We start from the raw sequence: 17,486 nt of genomic DNA, 5'->3' as shown, positions 1-17,486 counted from the left end.
AATGCTCTTTCGATTTTAACAAACTACATACTGAAAATCAATATGTAAGTGCGATCCCTTCTTCCCTCTGTTCGAGGAAATGAGGGTTTTTTTGATTTAGAGAAAGGGCTGCGATGAGTTCATCATCACAGCCCCTTTGTCTTTAGAAGCTTTTGGCCGCTTCACGGGCTTTCTTAATCGCCTCGGTTTTAATTTCCTGCGCCTTATCCGGCATGGCAGCCATACCTTCGCAGAAGACGGCATCGATGGTCATAATCCCGATGAACTTCATAATTGCGTCCAAATGACGGTGCGCCATTTCGAAGTCGGCATACATGCCAGATGACAGCACGCTGCCGCTTGCTTGAATGTGGAATGCTTTTTTCGTGGTCATGAGACCGATCGGACCTTTGTCGGTATATTTAAATGTTTTGCCTGCTACGACGATCGAATCGATATAGGCTTTGAGCAGCGGCGGATACGAGAAATTCCAGATCGGATTCACGAATACGTACTTGTCCGCTGCGACGAACTGATCCGAAAGCTCACCTAATCGGCCCACCTTCGCCTTCTCGTCAGCCGATAGCTGATCAAACGCCGTTCCTGAAGCTAGTTTGCCCCAAGCAGTGAAAACATCTCCGTCTATATAAGGAATATTAACTTTGTACAAGTCCAAATGAATCACTTCATCCTGCGGATTGGATTCCCGGTAGGTATCGATGAACGCCTTGCCTACGGCCATACTGAACGATGCGTGATGGTCATTCGGATGCGCGGTGATATACAGAACAGTTGCCATGATAAATGCGATCCCTGCCTCTTCTCTAGAATGACGGACAACACTTAGCTTGTTCAGCAAGCTGCTGCATCATGTAATAGCAGCTGTACAAAATGATTCGCAGCCGGGGGCAGCGCTTCATTCTCCCTCGTAAACAGCACGATCGCATTCCGCAGCTCCAAATCCTTCACCCCAAGACGCACCAGCTCCCCGCGCGCGACCGCCGCCGAGGCTTCCAGCGATGAAACCAACGTCAAGCCGATGCCGGCGGCCGCGGCATGCAGCGATTCATGCACGCCGCTCACCTGCAGGGCAGCTCTCGGCGCCCCCGTACCGTGCACGCGGCACAAGGCTAACAGCTGCTCCCGGGCGGCGCTTCCGCTCTCCCGCATGATGAAGGGCTCCTGCATAAGCTGCTCAAATGCGACCTGCCTCTGCGCATAAGGATGCGTTGGCGCGGCGATAAACCACAGCTCGTCCTCACCCAGCAGCTGTTTGCACAGCCCGGGATAATCCGGCGCACCGCCTCCAATGATGGCCGCGTCCGCTTCGTAGTGCAGCAGTGACTCCATCGCCTCATTCGCGTTCAGCGTCAACAGGGATACGAGAACATCCGGGCAGGTCTCGCGATAAACCGACAACAGCTTCGGAAGCAGGAAGTTCGCCGGCAGCGAAGTAGCCGCGAGCCGAAGCTCGCCTGCCGCTCCAGTCCGGTAATCGGCAAGATCGCGATCGATCTCCTGCTGAAGGGCATATAATCGGGCAGCATGCCCCGCGAGCCGTTCTCCCGCTTCCGTCAGGAAAATCCCCCTTCCCTTCGGCGCAAGCAGCGCGAATCCCAGCTCGCTTGCCATATTTCGTACATGCGCGGTTACGGCCGGTTGGCTGATCCGCAGCAGCTCCGCCGCCTTGGTGACACTTCCGGTCGAGGCAACATGATGGAACACAACCAGTCCATATAAGTTCATCGTCGTTCTCTTCCTCCGCCAATATCATAATAATTTTTTATGTAAACCTTACATATTTGTATTGGTATTATTAATGACTTCAATTTATTGTAGAAGTCAAGAGACGTCTCCCACAAGAGAACAAAGTTTAAAAAACGGATAAAGGGGGAATTATGTCGATGCTTGCAGCTTGTATCCTATGCGGAGCACAATATCCACTGGCGGCTAAGCCGATGCGATACCGTTGTACGTGTGGCGGATTGCTGGAGATCATACAGTCATTCGGTCATGTTGAAGCCGAGAAAATGAAAGACCTATTTCATAAGCGGCTCGGTGAGAGACATTCAGCGGCGGCCAGCGGGGTATGGCGCTACAAAGAACTCATTGCGCCGGATCTGCCGGAGAACATGATCGTAACGAGGAACGAAGGCAATACAGGCCTATACGAAGCCCCATCCGTTCAAGCCTTCGTCGGCATTCGGCGGCTTTGGCTGAAAGCGCAGAGCGAGAACCCAAGCGGTTCCTTCAAAGATAACGGCATGACAACAGCCGTCTCGCACGGCCGCAGCTTGGGCTACACAGGATTCGCATGCACGTCGACGGGCAATACATCCTCCTCTCTGGCTATGTATGCCTCGACTAGCGGCGACTCGTCGCTCGTCCTCTTGCCGGACCACGATATTTCCATCAATAAAGTGCTGCAAACGACTGCTTTCGGCGCGAAGGTGTATGCTTTTCCCGGCTCCTATGATGATGGTATCAAGTGGCTGGAGGCACATGCGGAAGACCTCGGCCTCTACATCTGCAACTCGGTAAATCCGGTTCGAATCGAAGGACAGAAAAGCATCATTTACGAAATCGCGCAGGATCTGAATTGGAAACTGCCGGACTGGATTCTGCTGCCCGGAGGAGCACTGAGTAATGCTGCCGCGCTGGGAAAAGGACTTCAGGATCTATTCTCGCTTGGTTTTATCACGAAAATGCCGCGAGTGGCGATTATTCAAGCCGAAGGCGCGAGTCCCTTTCATCGCATGATTGCGCAGTCTTCGTGCATACTCCTCCCTGAGCCTTGCCCCCATACTGCAGCAAGCGCGCTTAATATCGGCAATCCGCCCAGCTGGCGCAAAGCGCGATGGACGCTCGATCGAACGAACGGTGTTACAGCATCCGTCAGCGACGACGAAATCATGGAAGCAAAGGCTTGCATCGATCGCAGCGGCATTGGCTGCGAACCGGCATCGGCTGCCGCGGTCGCTGGGCTGCGGAAGCTGGTGCTGGCTGGAACTATCCATCGGGATGAGACGGCCGTTTGCCTGTTGACCGGCCATTTGCTCAAGGACACGGATGCGATACGCGCCTATCATCTGAATAATCATCCCCTTGCCGGCAGCCTGCCGCTGCGCAACGAAATCGTCCATGTCAATCTGGATAGCGACTTACGAAGCCGTTTGTCGGCAGCCACTGGCCGCAATTAAAGGCACAAGCCTATTCGGAGCGAGACACCAAAAAACGCATGTCCTGCGGGTAACAGGACATGCGTTTCAATTATCCTTGCTTGCTCGCAAAATCAGGCAGCGTCACCGTTATGGTCGTACCGACCCCGGGCTTGCTGCTGACATGAAGCTTGCCGCCATGCAGGTCGACGATGACTTTCACGATCGATAAACCAAGGCCGCTGCCGCTCTGCCTGCGGTTGCGCGATTTATCCGCTTTGAAGAATCGTTCAAAAATATGCGGCAGATCGGCTTGGGCGATTCCGATGCCGTTATCCGAGATACAGACCGATGCACCGTCTTTTGCCGCCTTCACCTCAACGGACACGCTCCCGTTCTCCGGCGTGAATTTCAAGCTGTTCGCCAGTATGTTCATCCACACCTGTGAGAGCAGCTCCTCGTCGCCGCTTAGCATCACCTTCTCATCCAAATTCACGTCCATGAGAATATTCTTCTCCGTCCAGAGCGGTTCGCAGGCCAGAATCATGGCGCGAAGCTGCTGATCGAGCCGGAATGCCTTCGGGTGCAGCTGCTGCTGGTCTGCTTCAAGCGTCGTAAGCTTCATAAGGTTATCGCTCAGCCTCGAGAGCCGGATGCTCTCCGTTTCGATAATCCCCGCGTAATGCTGCCGCTGCTGTTCATCGAGCCCTTCCTGCTGAATGGCGCGCGCGAAGCCGCGAATGGACGTAAGCGGAGACTGGATCTCGTGCGATACGTTGGAAATGAATGATTGCCGCATCCGCTCCATTTGGTTCAGTTCAACCGCCATATCGTTAATGCTGGCCGCCAGCTCGCCGAAATGGCCCGGCATCTGATCGGACTTATCGATCGTGACTGTGAAATCCCCCTTGGACATTCGCCGGATGGCCGAAATGTACACATAGATGCCGCCTCGCTCCCGCCACGGCCTCCCAATCAGAAGCATACCGATAAACATAAGAAGGAAGCCGAGAAACATAATAAGCACTTGCTGCCAGAAGCCTTTATAGAAGCTTGGCGCCTTCTGCTGCACGAACAGACTGTACGTCTGCCCGTCTATCTTGACCGGGATGCCCAACATGGCAATGCCTGTGGCAAAAGGCTGCTTCCTATCGAGATGTTCCAGCACATCGCCGCCCATAACCGCCGCGATATTTTCCTTGCCGATTGCAGGGAAAACAGGCGCTGCAGGCAGCACATCTGAAGCAATCCGCAGCTGCTCGCCGGAAGGCTCCGCCAGCGTGATGACGTACGATTGGCTGCGCGCAATGTTCGACAATGTTTTGCCCCAGAGCTCGGGAGCTTCGCCCGCAAGCACGCTGCCGATCAAGCGTGCGTCCTGCTGCAGTTCTGCGGTCACCGCGGCATTGCCATGCTTCTCCTTGTAATAACCGACGATCGTGAAGGCAATCGAGAAGCAGAAATAGATCAATAGGTTCATCGCGATGACGCCGCCGATAACTTTCAAGCTCTGTAATAGCCATTTCGGTAGTTTCGCCACGATCAGACCTCCAATCGATAGCCGAGACCTCGAATGGTCTGAATGCGAAATCCGCTCCGCTCCTCGGGAAACTTCTCCCTTAGACGCTTTATGTGAACGTCGACCGTCCGCTCGTCGCCTTCATAGTCGAAACCCCAGAGCTGTTCGATCAGCTGTTCACGCGAGAAGGTTTTGCCGGGGTAGCTGGCCAGCTTGAAGATGAGCTCGAATTCCTTCATCGGCAGCGTCATGGACGAGTCCCCCATCGTGACGACATACGTTTCGCGGTTAAGCTGCACCCCGCCAACCTGCACCGCTTGCGACGTCGCGATGCGATACCGTTTCAGCAGCGCTCTTACGCGGGCCACAAGCTCCAGCGGCTCGAACGGCTTGACGAGGTAATCGTCTGCGCCGAGCTCGAAGCCTTTGACCTTCTGGCTTGTTTCGCCCTTCGCCGTCAGCATGAGCACGGGCAGCTCCGCAGCTCTGCGAAGCTCGCGGCAAAGCTCCCAGCCATCCATATTCGGCATCATCACGTCGAGAATGACAAGCAGCACCTGCGTATGCTCAAGCACGGCGAGCGCTTCTTCGCCGTCTCCGGCTTCTACAATATCAAACCCCTCACGGGCAAGGAAAATCCGAATCAGCTCACGGATATGGGGATCATCATCAACAACCAGCAAGGTCGCCACAGCTATCAACTCCTGATGCAATAAACTAGACCTGCTCCCGCAGGCTCTGCTGTCTTACTATAGAACCGATCTATGAACGGAATATGAACGGACGGTACGCCGGGTTCAATCGCTCACACGCAGAAGCGAACCATTCGGCCGTTCCATCGCCAGAAGCCGGAGAATCTCGGCGGCAACCTCATCCGAGGTCCGCAGTTCCCCCTGCTCGTGGCTCTCCCGAAAGAAATCGACATAAGGGAAATCGCCCTTCGGCTGGCTTCGCGCCGTTACCTGCATCTGCGTCTCGGTCATGCCCGGATCCACGGCGTAAGCAAATACCGGATAAGGCCGATCCCGCTGTTCGTCGGCGATGCATCGCGTCAGCATGTTCAGTGCCGCCTTGCTGCTGCAATACAAACTCATCGACGGCGCGGAATAGAGCGCAAGCCCCGAGGTGACGTTCACAATTCGTTTCAACATAGGTAAGCTGGCTGTATTGCGAATAAACGCGCTGCATAACGCCATCGGCGCAAGCAGGCTTGTCTGAATATGATCTGTCATTTCCGTTACAGAAACGGCCTCAAGCGGCCTGAGCGGCTCCTGCATAGCTGCATTATTGATGAGCAGCAGTTCTTCGGCCGACGCAAGAGGATACTCGCGAAATAACCGCTCCGCGAGCAATCCGACCTGCTCCGCATCCGATAGGTCGCACGACATTGCCGTATAGTGCGCCTCGTCATGCAGTCGCTGCGATTCCGACCGCGATACGCCGTAAACGCGATAGCCCTGCTCAAGCAGTGCAGCTCCAAGCGCTTCGCCAATCCCGCGTGAAGTACCGGTTACGATGGCGGCTTTCGTTCTCATCGGCATGATTGCATTCCTCCTAAACTACGAATAAAGAAGCCTGAAGGAGCCTGGCAGAGTTCGCTTTCTATGAAAATATGATGAAAGCTTTCTCGGACAGCCAGCTCCTGTACCTATGCAAACGACGAAGGATGATTTTGCAATTTGAGCCTTTTTCCCAGAAAATGCTACGAAGGAGGGTTGACCGGCAAGCTCATTCAAGCGCTAACAGGCTCCACTATCGCTGACCTGCTGACCGCGAAGGTCCTTGATCCGCTCCAATGCAGCGCAACGGAATGGGTCTCTGTTCCGAAGGCGAGTCTCGTTTGCGTCTTTCAGGCAGACGGCAGTTATGCCTCCGTCCGAATCGAATCGAACGAAGGGCATGAGCGCAATCTCTACACGAGCTCGCTTGACCTTGCACGCTGGGGAATGCTGCATCTAGGCAAAGGCATCATTAACGGCAATCGTCTGCTTCCGCCAGAACTATTCGACCTGTATGATGAGCTTCTGACATCCGAGGAAGCCGGGAAACGCCTCTTCGGCTGTATCATCAGGACAATTGGTATTATGCGTCCGGAGCCGCCGGCTGCCACTGCGTCGTACTACCAACGCATAACGCCGTCGGCGTTCGCATGCTCAACCGCTACACCGACAACTACAAGGAGGATCAGGCTGCGTTTAACCATACCCTGCTGCAAGCCTTAGAAGGGAACTAAGATGTCCGGTGCTGTTCCATCCGCTGCGTCTCCTCTTCGATCCGGCTGACGTCGATGCGTTCGAACAGCAGCGTCAAATCGTTAATCTGCTGGCCAGCCGAGGCGGCAACAGGCTCCCATACCGGAGGCTGAAACGCGAGAAACCGCCTGATCCGATCGCACGAGAACGGAACGAACGGCTGAAGCAGGTTCGCCAGGTTGGCGATAATTTGAACGCAGACATACAATGTATTTCCACACGCCGCGCGATTTTCCTTGATTTGCAGCCACGGCTTCTGCTCATCAAAATATTTGTTGGCCTGGCGGACGCTTGCGAAGATCAGCTCGATCGCTTCTTTAAAATGGCCATGCTCGATGAGTGCGCCTGAATCCGAGTATAGACGCGCAATCGCCGCTCCCCATTCTTCGTCAAGCGTTCCTTCCGGTACCCGCCCCTCGAAGGACTTTACGATAAAGGCCAGCGTCCGGTTGACGAAATTGCCGAAGGCGCCAAGCAGCTCGCCGTTATGACTGTGAATAAATTCCCGCCAGGAAAAGTCGGTATCCCTCTTCTCAGGACCATTCGCGATCAGAAAATAACGAATCGAATCCGGCCCATACCGGCTCAGAATATCCGGCACCCAAACTGCCCAATTACGGCTCGTCGAAAATTTCTTTCCCTCTAGAGTCATGTACTCGCAGGAAACGATTCGGTCGGGCAGGTGCAGGCCGCCTGCGCCCATTAGGATCGCCGGCCAAATGAGCGTATGGAAAGGCACATTGTCTTTGCCGTGCACGTAATAGGCGGTGATCGGTTCGTTCCCGTCCACCCAAAAATCCGTCCAGCTGCCGCTGTTCTCCTCCGCCCACTGCTGGCTGGCCGACAAGTAGCCGCTGACGGCTTCGATCCACACATAGATTTTCTTGTCTTCGAATCCCGGTACGGGAACACTCACGCCCCACGATAAATCCCGGGTTACGGCACGATCCTGGAGGCCTTCTTCCAAGTAACGCTTCGTAATCTGGATGGCGTTCTCTCTCCATTCCGGATGATCCTTCGCGTAATCCGCGAGTGCTGCCTGAAAGCGGCTGAGCGCCAAATAATAATGTTCCGCAGGGCGGTCGACAGGCGGGTTGCCGCAAAGCTTGCATGTCTTATCCGTGAGGTCCGATGGATCGAGCAGCGTCGAGCAATAGTCGCATTGGTCCCCGCGGGCGCGATTTCCGCATACCGGACACGTGCCTTCCACATATCGGTCGGGCAGGAAACGCTGATCCGTCTCGCAGAAGCTTTGCTGAACCGTTTTCTTGTACAACCAGCCGTTCTCCAGCAGCTGGAGGAATAGATCTTGAACGACACGATGATGGAATTCCTGGTCTGTGCGGGTATAGAGATCGTACGAGAAGCCGAGCTTCTCAAAGCAATCCACGAACTCCTCGTGATAGCGGCTCGCGACAGCCTTGGGTGAAACTCCCTCCTGCGCGGCTTGCACGGCGACGGGCGTCCCATGACAGTCGCTCCCGGAGACGTACAGCACCTTGTCGCCTCTTGCACGGTAATAACGCGCCAGCACGTCGCCCGGCAGCAAGCTCGCCAGCCGGCCCAGGTGCAGGGAACCGTTCGCATAAGGCCATGCCCCACCGATAAAAATATTCGCCATTCCGCTTCCCTCCTTGTCTTAGAACGCAAAAAACTCCCATCCCAAAGGGACGAGAGTTGAAACTCACGCGGTACCACCCAATTTTACCAATGCCTCTCGGCATTTGCCTCTTCAGGTACGACGCGGCTCGCGTGTATACCCTAGCACGTTAACGGATGCGGGTTCCGGCGCAGTCTACAACCACGTGGGCTTCGATGCGCAGCTCAGAGACCATATTCCCAAGTCGGTGCTTTACCCCTTCCCAGCTGCCGGGGCTCTCTGCGAAAGACGTCGCCAAGGTACTCTTCTCTTCTTAGCCATTCAAGATATTGAAGTTATTGCAAATAATAACAATCGCCGCATCCAATGTCAATCGGCTTCCGCATAGGAGCTGTACCAAGCAGGAACGATACGTTCGAAGCTGTCGTGATCGTCCAAGACCGCGTTAATCTTAAGCAGCATGAGGTCAAGCTCCTCCGGCTTCACGTTAAGAATCCACACGACGGATGAGATAAGCGTCATCGCCAAGTAGAGCGCGTACAGCTGCCAGAAGCGCTCGTCTGGCTCGCTGCCGTTCCAATACCCTCGAATTTGGCCAACAGCAAAAGGCACGCTGACTTTTGCGCTGAACATACCGGCCTTCAGGAAATCATGCAGGGGATCTCCCCAATCGAAGCGATTAAAATCAATGACCCCGGACAGACGGCCGCCTGCAATCACCAGGTTGCCGACGTGGTAATCATCATGCTGAAACCGGTTCGGCCTGTCCTGCATGAGATGAAGATGCCCGTCAATAAAGGACAAGAGCTTCGCCTCATCCCGGAGAATCGTGCCGCAGCTGGCATAGGCCTCCCGGTAAGCGGCATGCTTGACCGCCATACGTTCATGCCAAGGCCGAATCGGATCGGCCGGACGCACCTGATGGATGCCGCGCAGCTCGATGCCAGCTTGAACGCCGACCGCATACTGCTCGCGACCCGTCAGAAGCGGCAGCGCATCCGTCGCTTCAGCTCCCTCGATGTAGGACAAGAGCATGTATCCGATGCCGAGATCCGGCAGATCGCCGATTTCAATCGGCCGCGAGCAGGGCACGCCATGACGCTCCATCAGCTGAAGGGCTGCGAATTCCGATTCCTTTCTCGTTTTCTCATCTAAGCTATAGGTTCTAAGCAGGTAGAGCGGCCGGTCATCGCTGGCAAAGCCGATCAATTTGGTGTCGCCCGAGTACCCTTTATAGATACGTTCGAGCTTCGTACAGGCGTGCAGCGACGGAATCCGACTACGAAGAAGCGCTTCATCATCCAACCATTCTCTCATGGTACACCTGCTTTCTTTCTGAATAGAATTGACTTCGGTTCGACCGAAGCATGGAGATCTGTATGTAAAAAAGGCGACTGGAAGCTTCTATGCCTGCCAATCGCCCAAACTCGCTATTTGAAAGTCGTGATGCTGTCTGCTGTTCGTCTTCTTCCTGCCTGCGACAACCCATCCATGCTTAGAGCAGCGATGACTCCGACTGTATAACGCAGGAAGTCTACGGCAAGGAAGCCTTGTCCGAGCACGAGCCCGCCAAGCTTTGTATGCCTGAACGCGTTGATCCAATCGGCCTGATAAAGCTGGCTGCACTCGATCGCGCAACAGAACAGAAGACTCGTGCAGGCTGCGAATCGCAGACTTCGGCCGGGACAGAGCAAGCGGCAGCCGAAGTAAACCATGCACGCCCAGAGCGCATCGCCCGCATGGTCCGCCAGCCAATCCGGCAAGTCATGGGCATAATGCCTGGAGCCGAGCCCCAGAACAATCGCAGCCAGCACTGACAGCCCGTATCCGAACCGCGTGTTGAGCAAGCGCAAGACTCCTCTCATGGCTCCCGTCCGCCGCATTAATACGGCAGATCGTCTTTAGGCGTTTCCTTCTCTTTCTTACGTCCCACGACTTCCAGCACTTCAAGCAAATCCGGCGGCTGCAGCAGCTCGACCGGCGACATGCTGCGATCGAATTGGAAGAAGTCACCTTCGACGAGGGCGATATAACGGCCATTGTAGGTGGCAAAATGAATGGTCTGCCCGAACTCTGACAGCGGCCCCTTCACCGAAATATCCCCTAGCTTGAACGCCACGCTGAGATTCGGCTGCTGCTCCACGAGCACTTCCGCCGCGGCGATGACCCGCTCCTGCGGCCACGACTCCTGCAGCTCGCGCTTCTCGCTGGCCGCCCATACCTCGAACTGCTGCGCCTCCTGCTGGCGCTCCTCGCCTTCGTGGCCCTGCCACTTGTCCTCCATGTAGTCATGCACCATCGTCAGCACCTGCTCGTTCATGAGCTCCGGCATGGCCTTCTCGTAGCTGATAAAACGCAGGAAATCCTCGAAATACCGGGCATGCGAGGCTTGGTGGATCTTCAGCTCCCAGTACTCCAGCATGCCTTCTTCCGGCATATGCGGATATTGAATGGACTTCATGTTGCGTGCGCTTATGGCCATTTCCACATGGGAGATCAAGTTGTCCGCATCGGTGATCCGCGCGATTTTCGGTTCGAAATCGCATTTCAGCACGAACAGAATCGGCTGATCCGTATGCCGGTTAGGCGTAGCGTGCACAACGATGAAGGCGCCGCCGCGAACGGATGCCGCCTCCATGTACAGTCGGACAAGCTCGTCGGCGAAGCCGTGAAACTCCGCTGCCGATTCCGCCGTGCGCAGCCGTTGGAACGTATTGTAGTTCGGATTGCTGTCGAGCTCGTAGCCCGGCTCCACGATAAAGCGGCCGATCTTCGTCGGCGCTGCATCCGTGCTCGGGTGGCGCTCAGCTTTTCGCTTCACGATCCGCGTAAATTCGCCGTCCAGGAACGATTTCAGCTCGCTGTCCGCATAATCATAGCGATCCAAGGTTTGGTAATGGGTAAACGTCTTCGCCGCGGCGCTGTCGCCGCCTTCCCCCTGTATGACAAAAAAAGATAAGTATTCCACGATAAAATCCATCTGTCGCAATTCCCCTCTGCTATCAAACGGTTATACCAGGCTAAGCCTTGGTCTACAAGCCATTAGCATAGCATATCCGGTCCGCTTCTGTCCCGCATTTAGGAAACGGCGGCAGGCTCCGCGACAAGCGTCGTCAGCTCGCCGCAATAGAGAAGCTTCAGCTTATGAAGCGCCCGCGTGCAAGCCACGTAGAGCAGCTTGGCGTCATTGCTGCCGAAGCTGCCGCTGTCGGCATCGGCGACGAGCACGGCATCGAACTCCAGCCCTTTGGCCAAATAAGCGGGCACGACGGTAAGTCCGCCGCCGTAGGCTTCCTGCTTGCTTTGGACGAGCGCGGCTTCAATGCCGGCGGCGGCAAGCCGCTTCGAAATGGCTTCACAGGAGGCGGTGTTGCGCCCTAGCACGGCAATCGTACGATAGTCGGCGTTCTGCTGCCACGATTGAATCGTATCTGCAATGGTATCAAGCCGTTCGGCGTCATTCGCCAGCGGCACGACGTCGACCGCTTCGCCGCTCCGGAATACCGGCACAGCCGGCTTCACACCGTCGCCCATGGCACCGAGCACGCGGTTGGCGAAGTCGATAATCTCCATCGTCGACCGGTAGCTGCGATCCAGCTCGAAATAGCCGGTGTCGGCTTCAAGGAACAACGACGTCAGCTCTGTCCAGCTGTGAATACCGGCATAGCCGTGAATCCCCTGCTGCAAGTCGCCTAGCACCGTCATCGACGGCTGACGCTGACACTGCTTCAAGGCTTCCAGCTGGAACGGCGAGTAGTCCTGCGCCTCATCGATTACGACATGATCGTACGGCAGCCCGTCGAATCCGTTCAGGCGGACCTGAATATAGACAAGCGGCGCCAAGTCTTCCGGCCATACGAGCTTCGTCTTCAGCAGCTTGATCGTTGCCGCGCAGCCTTTGGAAGTGAGCAGCTCTTGAGCGGCGGCGTCGCCGAGCAGCGAGCTGTACAGCTGCGGCGCGGTCGGCGAAGGAATCTTCTTGACGTAGGCATTCAGCTTCGTGTTCAGCTTCGTCTTCAGCTTGCTGTCCGTCAGACGGCGCGTCTTCCATTCCGATTCCAGCCAGCGCTTCAGGCGGCTGACCAGCCGGTTGCGGCGCTTCATATACGGCTCGCTGCTCTCGTCGGTCGACAGCCATTCCGTAATCATCTCAGGTGTGACGCGCCAGCCAGGCATAGGCTCGAACGATTCCACCGGGATGAGCGAAGATTCCGTCAGCGCGAGCTTGGCATCAATCAAGGCCTTGAATGCCAGGCTTCCCTTGATGCGGCTCGAGGAGCCTTGAATTTCTTCGCGGGTTCGCGGCTGCTCGAACCAGTAATTCATCGGGTCGTACGCTTCGTCCAAACGTACCGTCTGCTGGAGCTGCTCCAGCGCCCAGTCCGGAAACGTGGTCTGAAGAATGTCGCCAACGCCAAGCTCCGGAAGCACGCCGGAAATATAATCGAGGAACATCCGGTTCGGCGCGAAGATGACCATGCGTTCCGCCCGGATCGATCCTGCGTAACGGTACAGCAAATAAGCGAGCCGATGCAGCGCAACGGTTGTTTTACCACTGCCCGCGACCCCTTGTATAAAGACGGCTTTATTTTTATCCGTACGGATAATGCGGTCCTGCTCCTGTTGGATCGTCGAAACGATATCGCGCAGCTTGTTGTCCTTGCTCTCGCCCAGCCGGTAAAGCAGGAATTCGTCCGTAACGCTCTCCTCTTCCTGGCCGCGCACGTAGCTGTCGACCACGCGCTCGAGCTTCCCTTCGCGCACCATCAAGTTGCGCTTCAGGTGCACCGTGCCTTCAACATCGCCGTCCGGTGACTCGTAGGATACAGGCGCTTCTCCGCCGCTGAAGGCGTAGAACAAGCTCGCAACAGGCGCGCGCCAGTCGACGACCAGCACCTCATTGGATTTCTCATGCGCAACGCCGGCCTTGCCGATATAGAGCGGCTTAGGAGCGGGATGCACCGTTTCCTGAAAATCAATGCGGCCAAAATAAGGCTCCCGCTCTGCGACGTTCAGCCGCTGCTCGCGCTGCTCGCGCTGGATTTCCAGCATCTGCTCCGTGAAATCGTTGCCGGTGTACCGAGGTCCGATTCCGCGCAGCTGCTTGCGGATTTGCAGCAGTACTTCGTCGATGCGATTAGCCTCTTCTTGAAAGGCACTTTGAACGGTCATGTCAGTTACCTCCCTCTGCGACTGCAAGCTTGTAATTGCATGATAACGGCTGCCGCGGCCTCACGGTAATATGTAAAAGAAGGCGGCGAAAGCCGCATTTGCATGCGGCTTGGTCTGATCGTATAGCGGATAATGGGATGCGCTCACGGGGAGCACGAGTGAACAATATAGCATAGGGCCGCGGGAGTGTCAATTGGTTCCAGTTCGCGGCGCAGCGTCACGGATAGAGAATGCCGGCAATGCGTGCTTGAACGGTATCCGACAGCACGCCTTCCAGCGCGGTGATCTGCAGCCATTGCTGCGGTTTGGATGCGTCAGGCGCGTTCTTAAGGTTGTCGAAAGCACGCATGAGCGCCCATTTCGCTTTCAATTCTTGTTCCGTCTGGTGCAGGGTGTTACCGGGATCTCTGTACATGGAGTAATGCTGCTTGAAATTGGCTCTGGCTTCGGTCAGCGAATAATCTGCATTGGGACCGCCCCAGACCTGGTCTGCGTAGAGATCGTCCTGCCCATTGTCTTCCCAGCCGCATAACCGGCAAATCTCCCAAACGCGCGGCTGCTCCAAGGTCGGATAGCCGCAGCAGGGACATGAATAACGAATCATTGCAACGATTCCTTTCTGCTTACATTTGAGGCTTCTGCTTCTATTGGATTGCCCAAATAACCAAAACAATATGAACGACCAGCATGACCGGCAGGCCCACGGAGAAAGCAGGATGCTTCGTCTTGTGACGGAACATCCGCATGGCGGCAAATGCGCCAAGCGCGCCGCCGGCGGCGCTCACGCCGAGCAGCTTGCGTTCCGGGATTCGATGCCTGCGATCCTTGACCGCACGGATTTTGTCTACTCGCATAAGCGAGAAGGCGTAGAGGTTTACGATAATTGCATAAGCAAGGCATAGCTTCTCGAATAGTGTCACGGAAGCAGTCTCCTTCATGATCATAGAATAAGTGCAAAGCGCCCGCAAGAATTGCGAGCGAAAATTAAGCTTGCGGCGGCCGGGGTTTAGCCCGGTTCGTCGCAGGCGCTTCAAGCGGGTTGTCCGGCCAGTAATGCTTCGGATACCGGCCTTTGAGATCCTTCTTGACATCAAAATACGCATGCTGCCAGAAGCTCGCAAGATCCTGCGTCACCTGCACCGGCCGGTGAGCCGGCGAAAGCATATGGATCGTGACAGGCAGCTTCCCGCCTGCGATTCGCGGCGTCTGCCGCAGGCCGAACAGCTCCTGCAGCCGGACGGCAAGCACTGGCGCGGCAGGGTCGCTGTAATCGAGCGGAATGCGCGAGCCGCTTGGCACCGTCAGATGCGTCGGAATCTCCACGTCCAGCTGTTGGCGTTCCTGCCAGGACAGCAGTGATTCGATGATCGGCGCCATCGACAGCCGGGACAGATCGTTTCGGCTGCGCATGCCGCCAATATAGGGACCGAGCCAAGCTGGAAGCGACGCGCGCAAAGCGGCTTCGGACGCATCCGGCCATTCCGGATTGTGCGCGTGCATGAGATTGATGCGGTCCTGCAGCTGCCGGGCCTGCTTGGTCCACGGCAGCAGCTCAAGCCCGTTGTCGGCAATGCCGCCGAGCAGCGCTTCGGCGACTTGTCCCGCATCCGCATCAGCAAGCTGCGATTCTTTCAGAATAAGCGCGCCCAGCCGCACCCGGCGTCTCGCGCGCACGGCTTCGGCCTGCCGATCCCATCTCACGTCCGTCTCCGACTCTAATTGATCGGCAAAATAGGTCTCCAGGTCCGCCAGTGTAAGCGGTGCGGCCAGCAGGATCCGGCTGTCGCTGCCGCTGTCCTCCAGCTCCGCGGTCGCCAAGTACGGCGCCGACGAGAGCTGCTGCAGCTCCTGCACGGCGGCACCGCGCCCGCTTCGTAGCAGGAAGCGACCGTCGCCGCGCCGCTGCGCGATGCGATCGGGATACGCGAGCGCGAGCAGGACGCCGCAGGCGGTATCCGGCTGCAGCGCCGCGAGCGGCTGCGCTGCAGCCGCGGATGCGGCCAAGCGCGGCGAATCGCCTTCGGCTGCGCCGGCCCTGCCTGCCGGGCCGGCAGCCGCGGAGCCTGCGCCGCCGGTGCCGCCCTGCCGGCGCGGCGATCCGGCTGAGCCGCCCTGCTCCTGCGGATGCGGTGCGATGCCTGCCGCCCGCATCCACTCGCGCGCTTCCGCGGCGATTCGCTTCGCCGCGGCCGGATCAACCGCAGCAGCTTCGGCACCGCGTCCGTGCAGCGCGTCGAGGCGCAGCCGCAAGTCAATGCTGCGCGTGCTGCGCAGCAGATCGCGGTCGCTTAGCAGCGCCGCAAGCTCGCAAGCGAGCGCGCCAAGCCCGAGCGGCTTCGCCTCCAGCACCATATGCGCTAGGCGCGGATGCATGCCGAGCTCCGCTATGGCTCGCCCATGCGCGGTCGGCTTGCCGGTGTCATCCACGGCGCGCAGCTCTCGCAGCAGCTCCATCGCCTGCGCATAGGCAGCGGCGGGCGGCTTCGTCAACCATGCCAGCTCCTCCGAGGGGTCTTCGACCCCCCAGATCGCAAGCTCCAGCGCCAGCGGCGCAAGGTCAGCGCCTAGCAGCTCCGGATCGCTCTGCGGCTGCAGCCGGCGATGCTCGCTCTCGCTCCAGAGCCGGAAGCATACGCCCGGCGCTTCCCGCCCGGCGCGGCCTCGCCGCTGATCCGCCGAAGTGACGGATACCGGCACGGTCTCAAGCCGCGCCATGCCTGTCCGCGGCGAGAAGCGCGGCACGCGGCTGAGGCCGCCGTCCACGACGATACGGACGCCGCGAACCGTCACGCTGGACTCCGCAATGGAGGTGGCGAGCACGATTTTGCGTTCGCCGCCCGCGCTTGCTGCGACCGCTCGGTCCTGCGCTTCCGGTGAAAGAGCGCCATACAGCGGAAGCACCACCACTGCAGGCCTATGCCCAGCATCCGCTGCACGTCCTCCAATGGCCCCGCGAAGCAGCCCTTCCGCGCGGCGGATTTCGCCGGCGCCGGGCAGAAACACGAGCACGTCGCCATCATATTGCTTCATCGCGTCCAGCACGCAGCGAACGACGGCATCCTCGAGACGCCCGCCGACCGGCTTCGGCACGTAGAAGGTATCCACCGGGTACGCGCTTCCTTCGCTGACCAGCAGCGGCGCACCGCCGAGCAGCTCCTTGACAGGCTCCGCTTCCAGCGTCGCGGACATCACCACCAGGCGAAGATCTTCGCGAAATACCGACTGCGCCTTCAGGCAGAGCGCTAGGCCTAGATCACCGTGCAAATGCCGCTCATGAAACTCGTCGAAGATGACGATGCCGACGCCTTCCAGCGAAGGGTCCTGCTGGAGCATGCGCGTTAAGACGCCTTCCGTAATGACTTCGATGACCGTATTCGGTCCGACTTTCGTATCCATCCGCACGCGGTATCCGATCGTCTCGCCAACCTGCTGCCCCAGCGATGATGCCATATACCGGGCAGCCGAACGCGCCGCCAGGCGGCGGGGTTCCAGCATGAGTATGCGCTGCCCCGCAAGCCAAGGCGCCGCAAGCAGCGCCAGCGGCACGCGGGTCGTCTTGCCGGCGCCGGGCGCCGCGACGAGCACCGCCGAGGTTCTTTCTTCCAAGGTCTGCAGCAGCTCCGGCAGCAGGCTGTCGATCGGCAGCTCTGTCTGGGTGATTTTATCGTAAGCGTCTTTCATGTCGAGTTCCCCTGTTCTATCTTTCCTATGCTCTATTATAGGGACTTCAGGCTTTCATCGTCAAAACAGCCGCCAAACCGCCCCATGAAAAAACGCACGGAACCGTCTCCGGTCCGCGCGTTTCC

The 17,486-nt window shown here is 57.5% G+C and carries 15 protein-coding genes and 1 other annotated feature; of the genes, 2 read left to right on the top strand and 13 right to left on the bottom strand.

Annotated features, from left to right (window positions below):
• Positions 1-142: 142 nt before the first annotated feature.
• Positions 143-778, bottom strand: coding sequence for an FMN-dependent NADH-azoreductase (locus KXU80_RS02720; protein ID WP_219836766.1), 636 nt, complete (start codon positions 776-778; stop codon positions 143-145).
• A 53-nt stretch (positions 779-831) separates the two neighbouring features.
• Positions 832-1,725 (bottom strand): LysR family transcriptional regulator, encoded by an 894-nt coding sequence (locus tag KXU80_RS02715; RefSeq protein WP_219836764.1) that lies wholly within the window; start codon positions 1,723-1,725, stop codon positions 832-834.
• Between the two features lie 158 nt (positions 1,726-1,883).
• On the opposite strand from KXU80_RS02715, the gene thrC reads away from it, so the two are divergent.
• Positions 1,884-3,179, top strand: a complete 1,296-nt coding sequence (gene thrC, locus KXU80_RS02710) for a threonine synthase (RefSeq protein WP_219836763.1) — start codon at positions 1,884-1,886, stop codon at positions 3,177-3,179.
• 70 nt (positions 3,180-3,249) lie between these two features.
• Here thrC and KXU80_RS02705 read toward each other — a convergent pair whose 3' ends face one another.
• From KXU80_RS02705 to KXU80_RS02695, 3 genes are all read right to left on the bottom strand, one after another.
• On the bottom strand, positions 3,250-4,677 hold the full coding sequence (locus KXU80_RS02705) for a sensor histidine kinase (protein ID WP_219836762.1): 1,428 nt from the start codon (positions 4,675-4,677) through the stop codon (positions 3,250-3,252).
• 2 nt (positions 4,678-4,679) lie between these two features.
• Entirely contained in the window at positions 4,680-5,348 is a 669-nt protein-coding gene (locus KXU80_RS02700) for a response regulator transcription factor (RefSeq protein ID WP_219836761.1), read from the bottom strand.
• Positions 5,349-5,453: 105 nt separating this feature from the next.
• Positions 5,454-6,197, bottom strand: a complete 744-nt coding sequence (locus KXU80_RS02695; protein WP_219836760.1) for an SDR family NAD(P)-dependent oxidoreductase — start codon at positions 6,195-6,197, stop codon at positions 5,454-5,456.
• 174 nt (positions 6,198-6,371) lie between these two features.
• On the opposite strand from KXU80_RS02695, the gene KXU80_RS02690 reads away from it, so the two are divergent.
• Complete coding sequence (locus KXU80_RS02690; protein ID WP_219836759.1) at positions 6,372-6,878, top strand: serine hydrolase domain-containing protein; 507 nt, start codon at positions 6,372-6,374, stop codon at positions 6,876-6,878.
• 7 nt (positions 6,879-6,885) lie between these two features.
• Here the strand turns inward: KXU80_RS02690 and metG are convergent, their stop codons facing one another.
• The 8 genes from metG to hrpB form a co-directional block, all read right to left on the bottom strand.
• Positions 6,886-8,529, bottom strand: a complete 1,644-nt coding sequence (gene metG, locus KXU80_RS02685; protein ID WP_219836758.1) for a methionine--tRNA ligase — start codon at positions 8,527-8,529, stop codon at positions 6,886-6,888.
• A gap of 42 nt (positions 8,530-8,571) precedes the next feature.
• Positions 8,572-8,832: a binding site (T-box leader), on the bottom strand.
• A gap of 45 nt (positions 8,833-8,877) precedes the next feature.
• Positions 8,878-9,825 (bottom strand): phosphotransferase family protein, encoded by a 948-nt coding sequence (locus KXU80_RS02680; protein WP_219836756.1) that lies wholly within the window; start codon positions 9,823-9,825, stop codon positions 8,878-8,880.
• Between the two features lie 113 nt (positions 9,826-9,938).
• The gene (locus tag KXU80_RS02675; protein WP_258171213.1) at positions 9,939-10,355 is read right to left on the bottom strand and encodes a ribosomal maturation YjgA family protein; all 417 of its coding nucleotides are present in this window, start codon (positions 10,353-10,355) and stop codon (positions 9,939-9,941) included.
• 35 nt (positions 10,356-10,390) lie between these two features.
• Positions 10,391-11,488 (bottom strand): DUF3900 domain-containing protein, encoded by a 1,098-nt coding sequence (locus KXU80_RS02670; protein ID WP_219836754.1) that lies wholly within the window; start codon positions 11,486-11,488, stop codon positions 10,391-10,393.
• A 98-nt stretch (positions 11,489-11,586) separates the two neighbouring features.
• Positions 11,587-13,680 (bottom strand): HelD family protein, encoded by a 2,094-nt coding sequence (locus tag KXU80_RS02665; RefSeq protein WP_219836753.1) that lies wholly within the window; start codon positions 13,678-13,680, stop codon positions 11,587-11,589.
• Positions 13,681-13,897: 217 nt separating this feature from the next.
• A complete protein-coding gene (locus KXU80_RS02660; RefSeq protein WP_219836752.1) occupies positions 13,898-14,284 on the bottom strand; it encodes a CPCC family cysteine-rich protein in 387 nt (128 codons plus the stop codon).
• Positions 14,285-14,324: 40 nt separating this feature from the next.
• Positions 14,325-14,600, bottom strand: coding sequence for a DUF1294 domain-containing protein (locus KXU80_RS02655; RefSeq protein ID WP_258171212.1), 276 nt, complete (start codon positions 14,598-14,600; stop codon positions 14,325-14,327).
• Between the two features lie 64 nt (positions 14,601-14,664).
• Positions 14,665-17,361 (bottom strand): ATP-dependent helicase HrpB, encoded by a 2,697-nt coding sequence (gene hrpB / locus KXU80_RS02650; RefSeq protein WP_219836751.1) that lies wholly within the window; start codon positions 17,359-17,361, stop codon positions 14,665-14,667.
• Between the last annotated feature and the right edge of the window lie 125 nt (positions 17,362-17,486).

Origin of the sequence: Paenibacillus sp. R14(2021) (genome assembly GCF_019431355.1) — a bacterium.
GTDB lineage: Bacteria > Bacillota > Bacilli > Paenibacillales > Paenibacillaceae > Paenibacillus_Z.
This window is presented reverse-complemented; position numbering and strand designations above follow the sequence as displayed.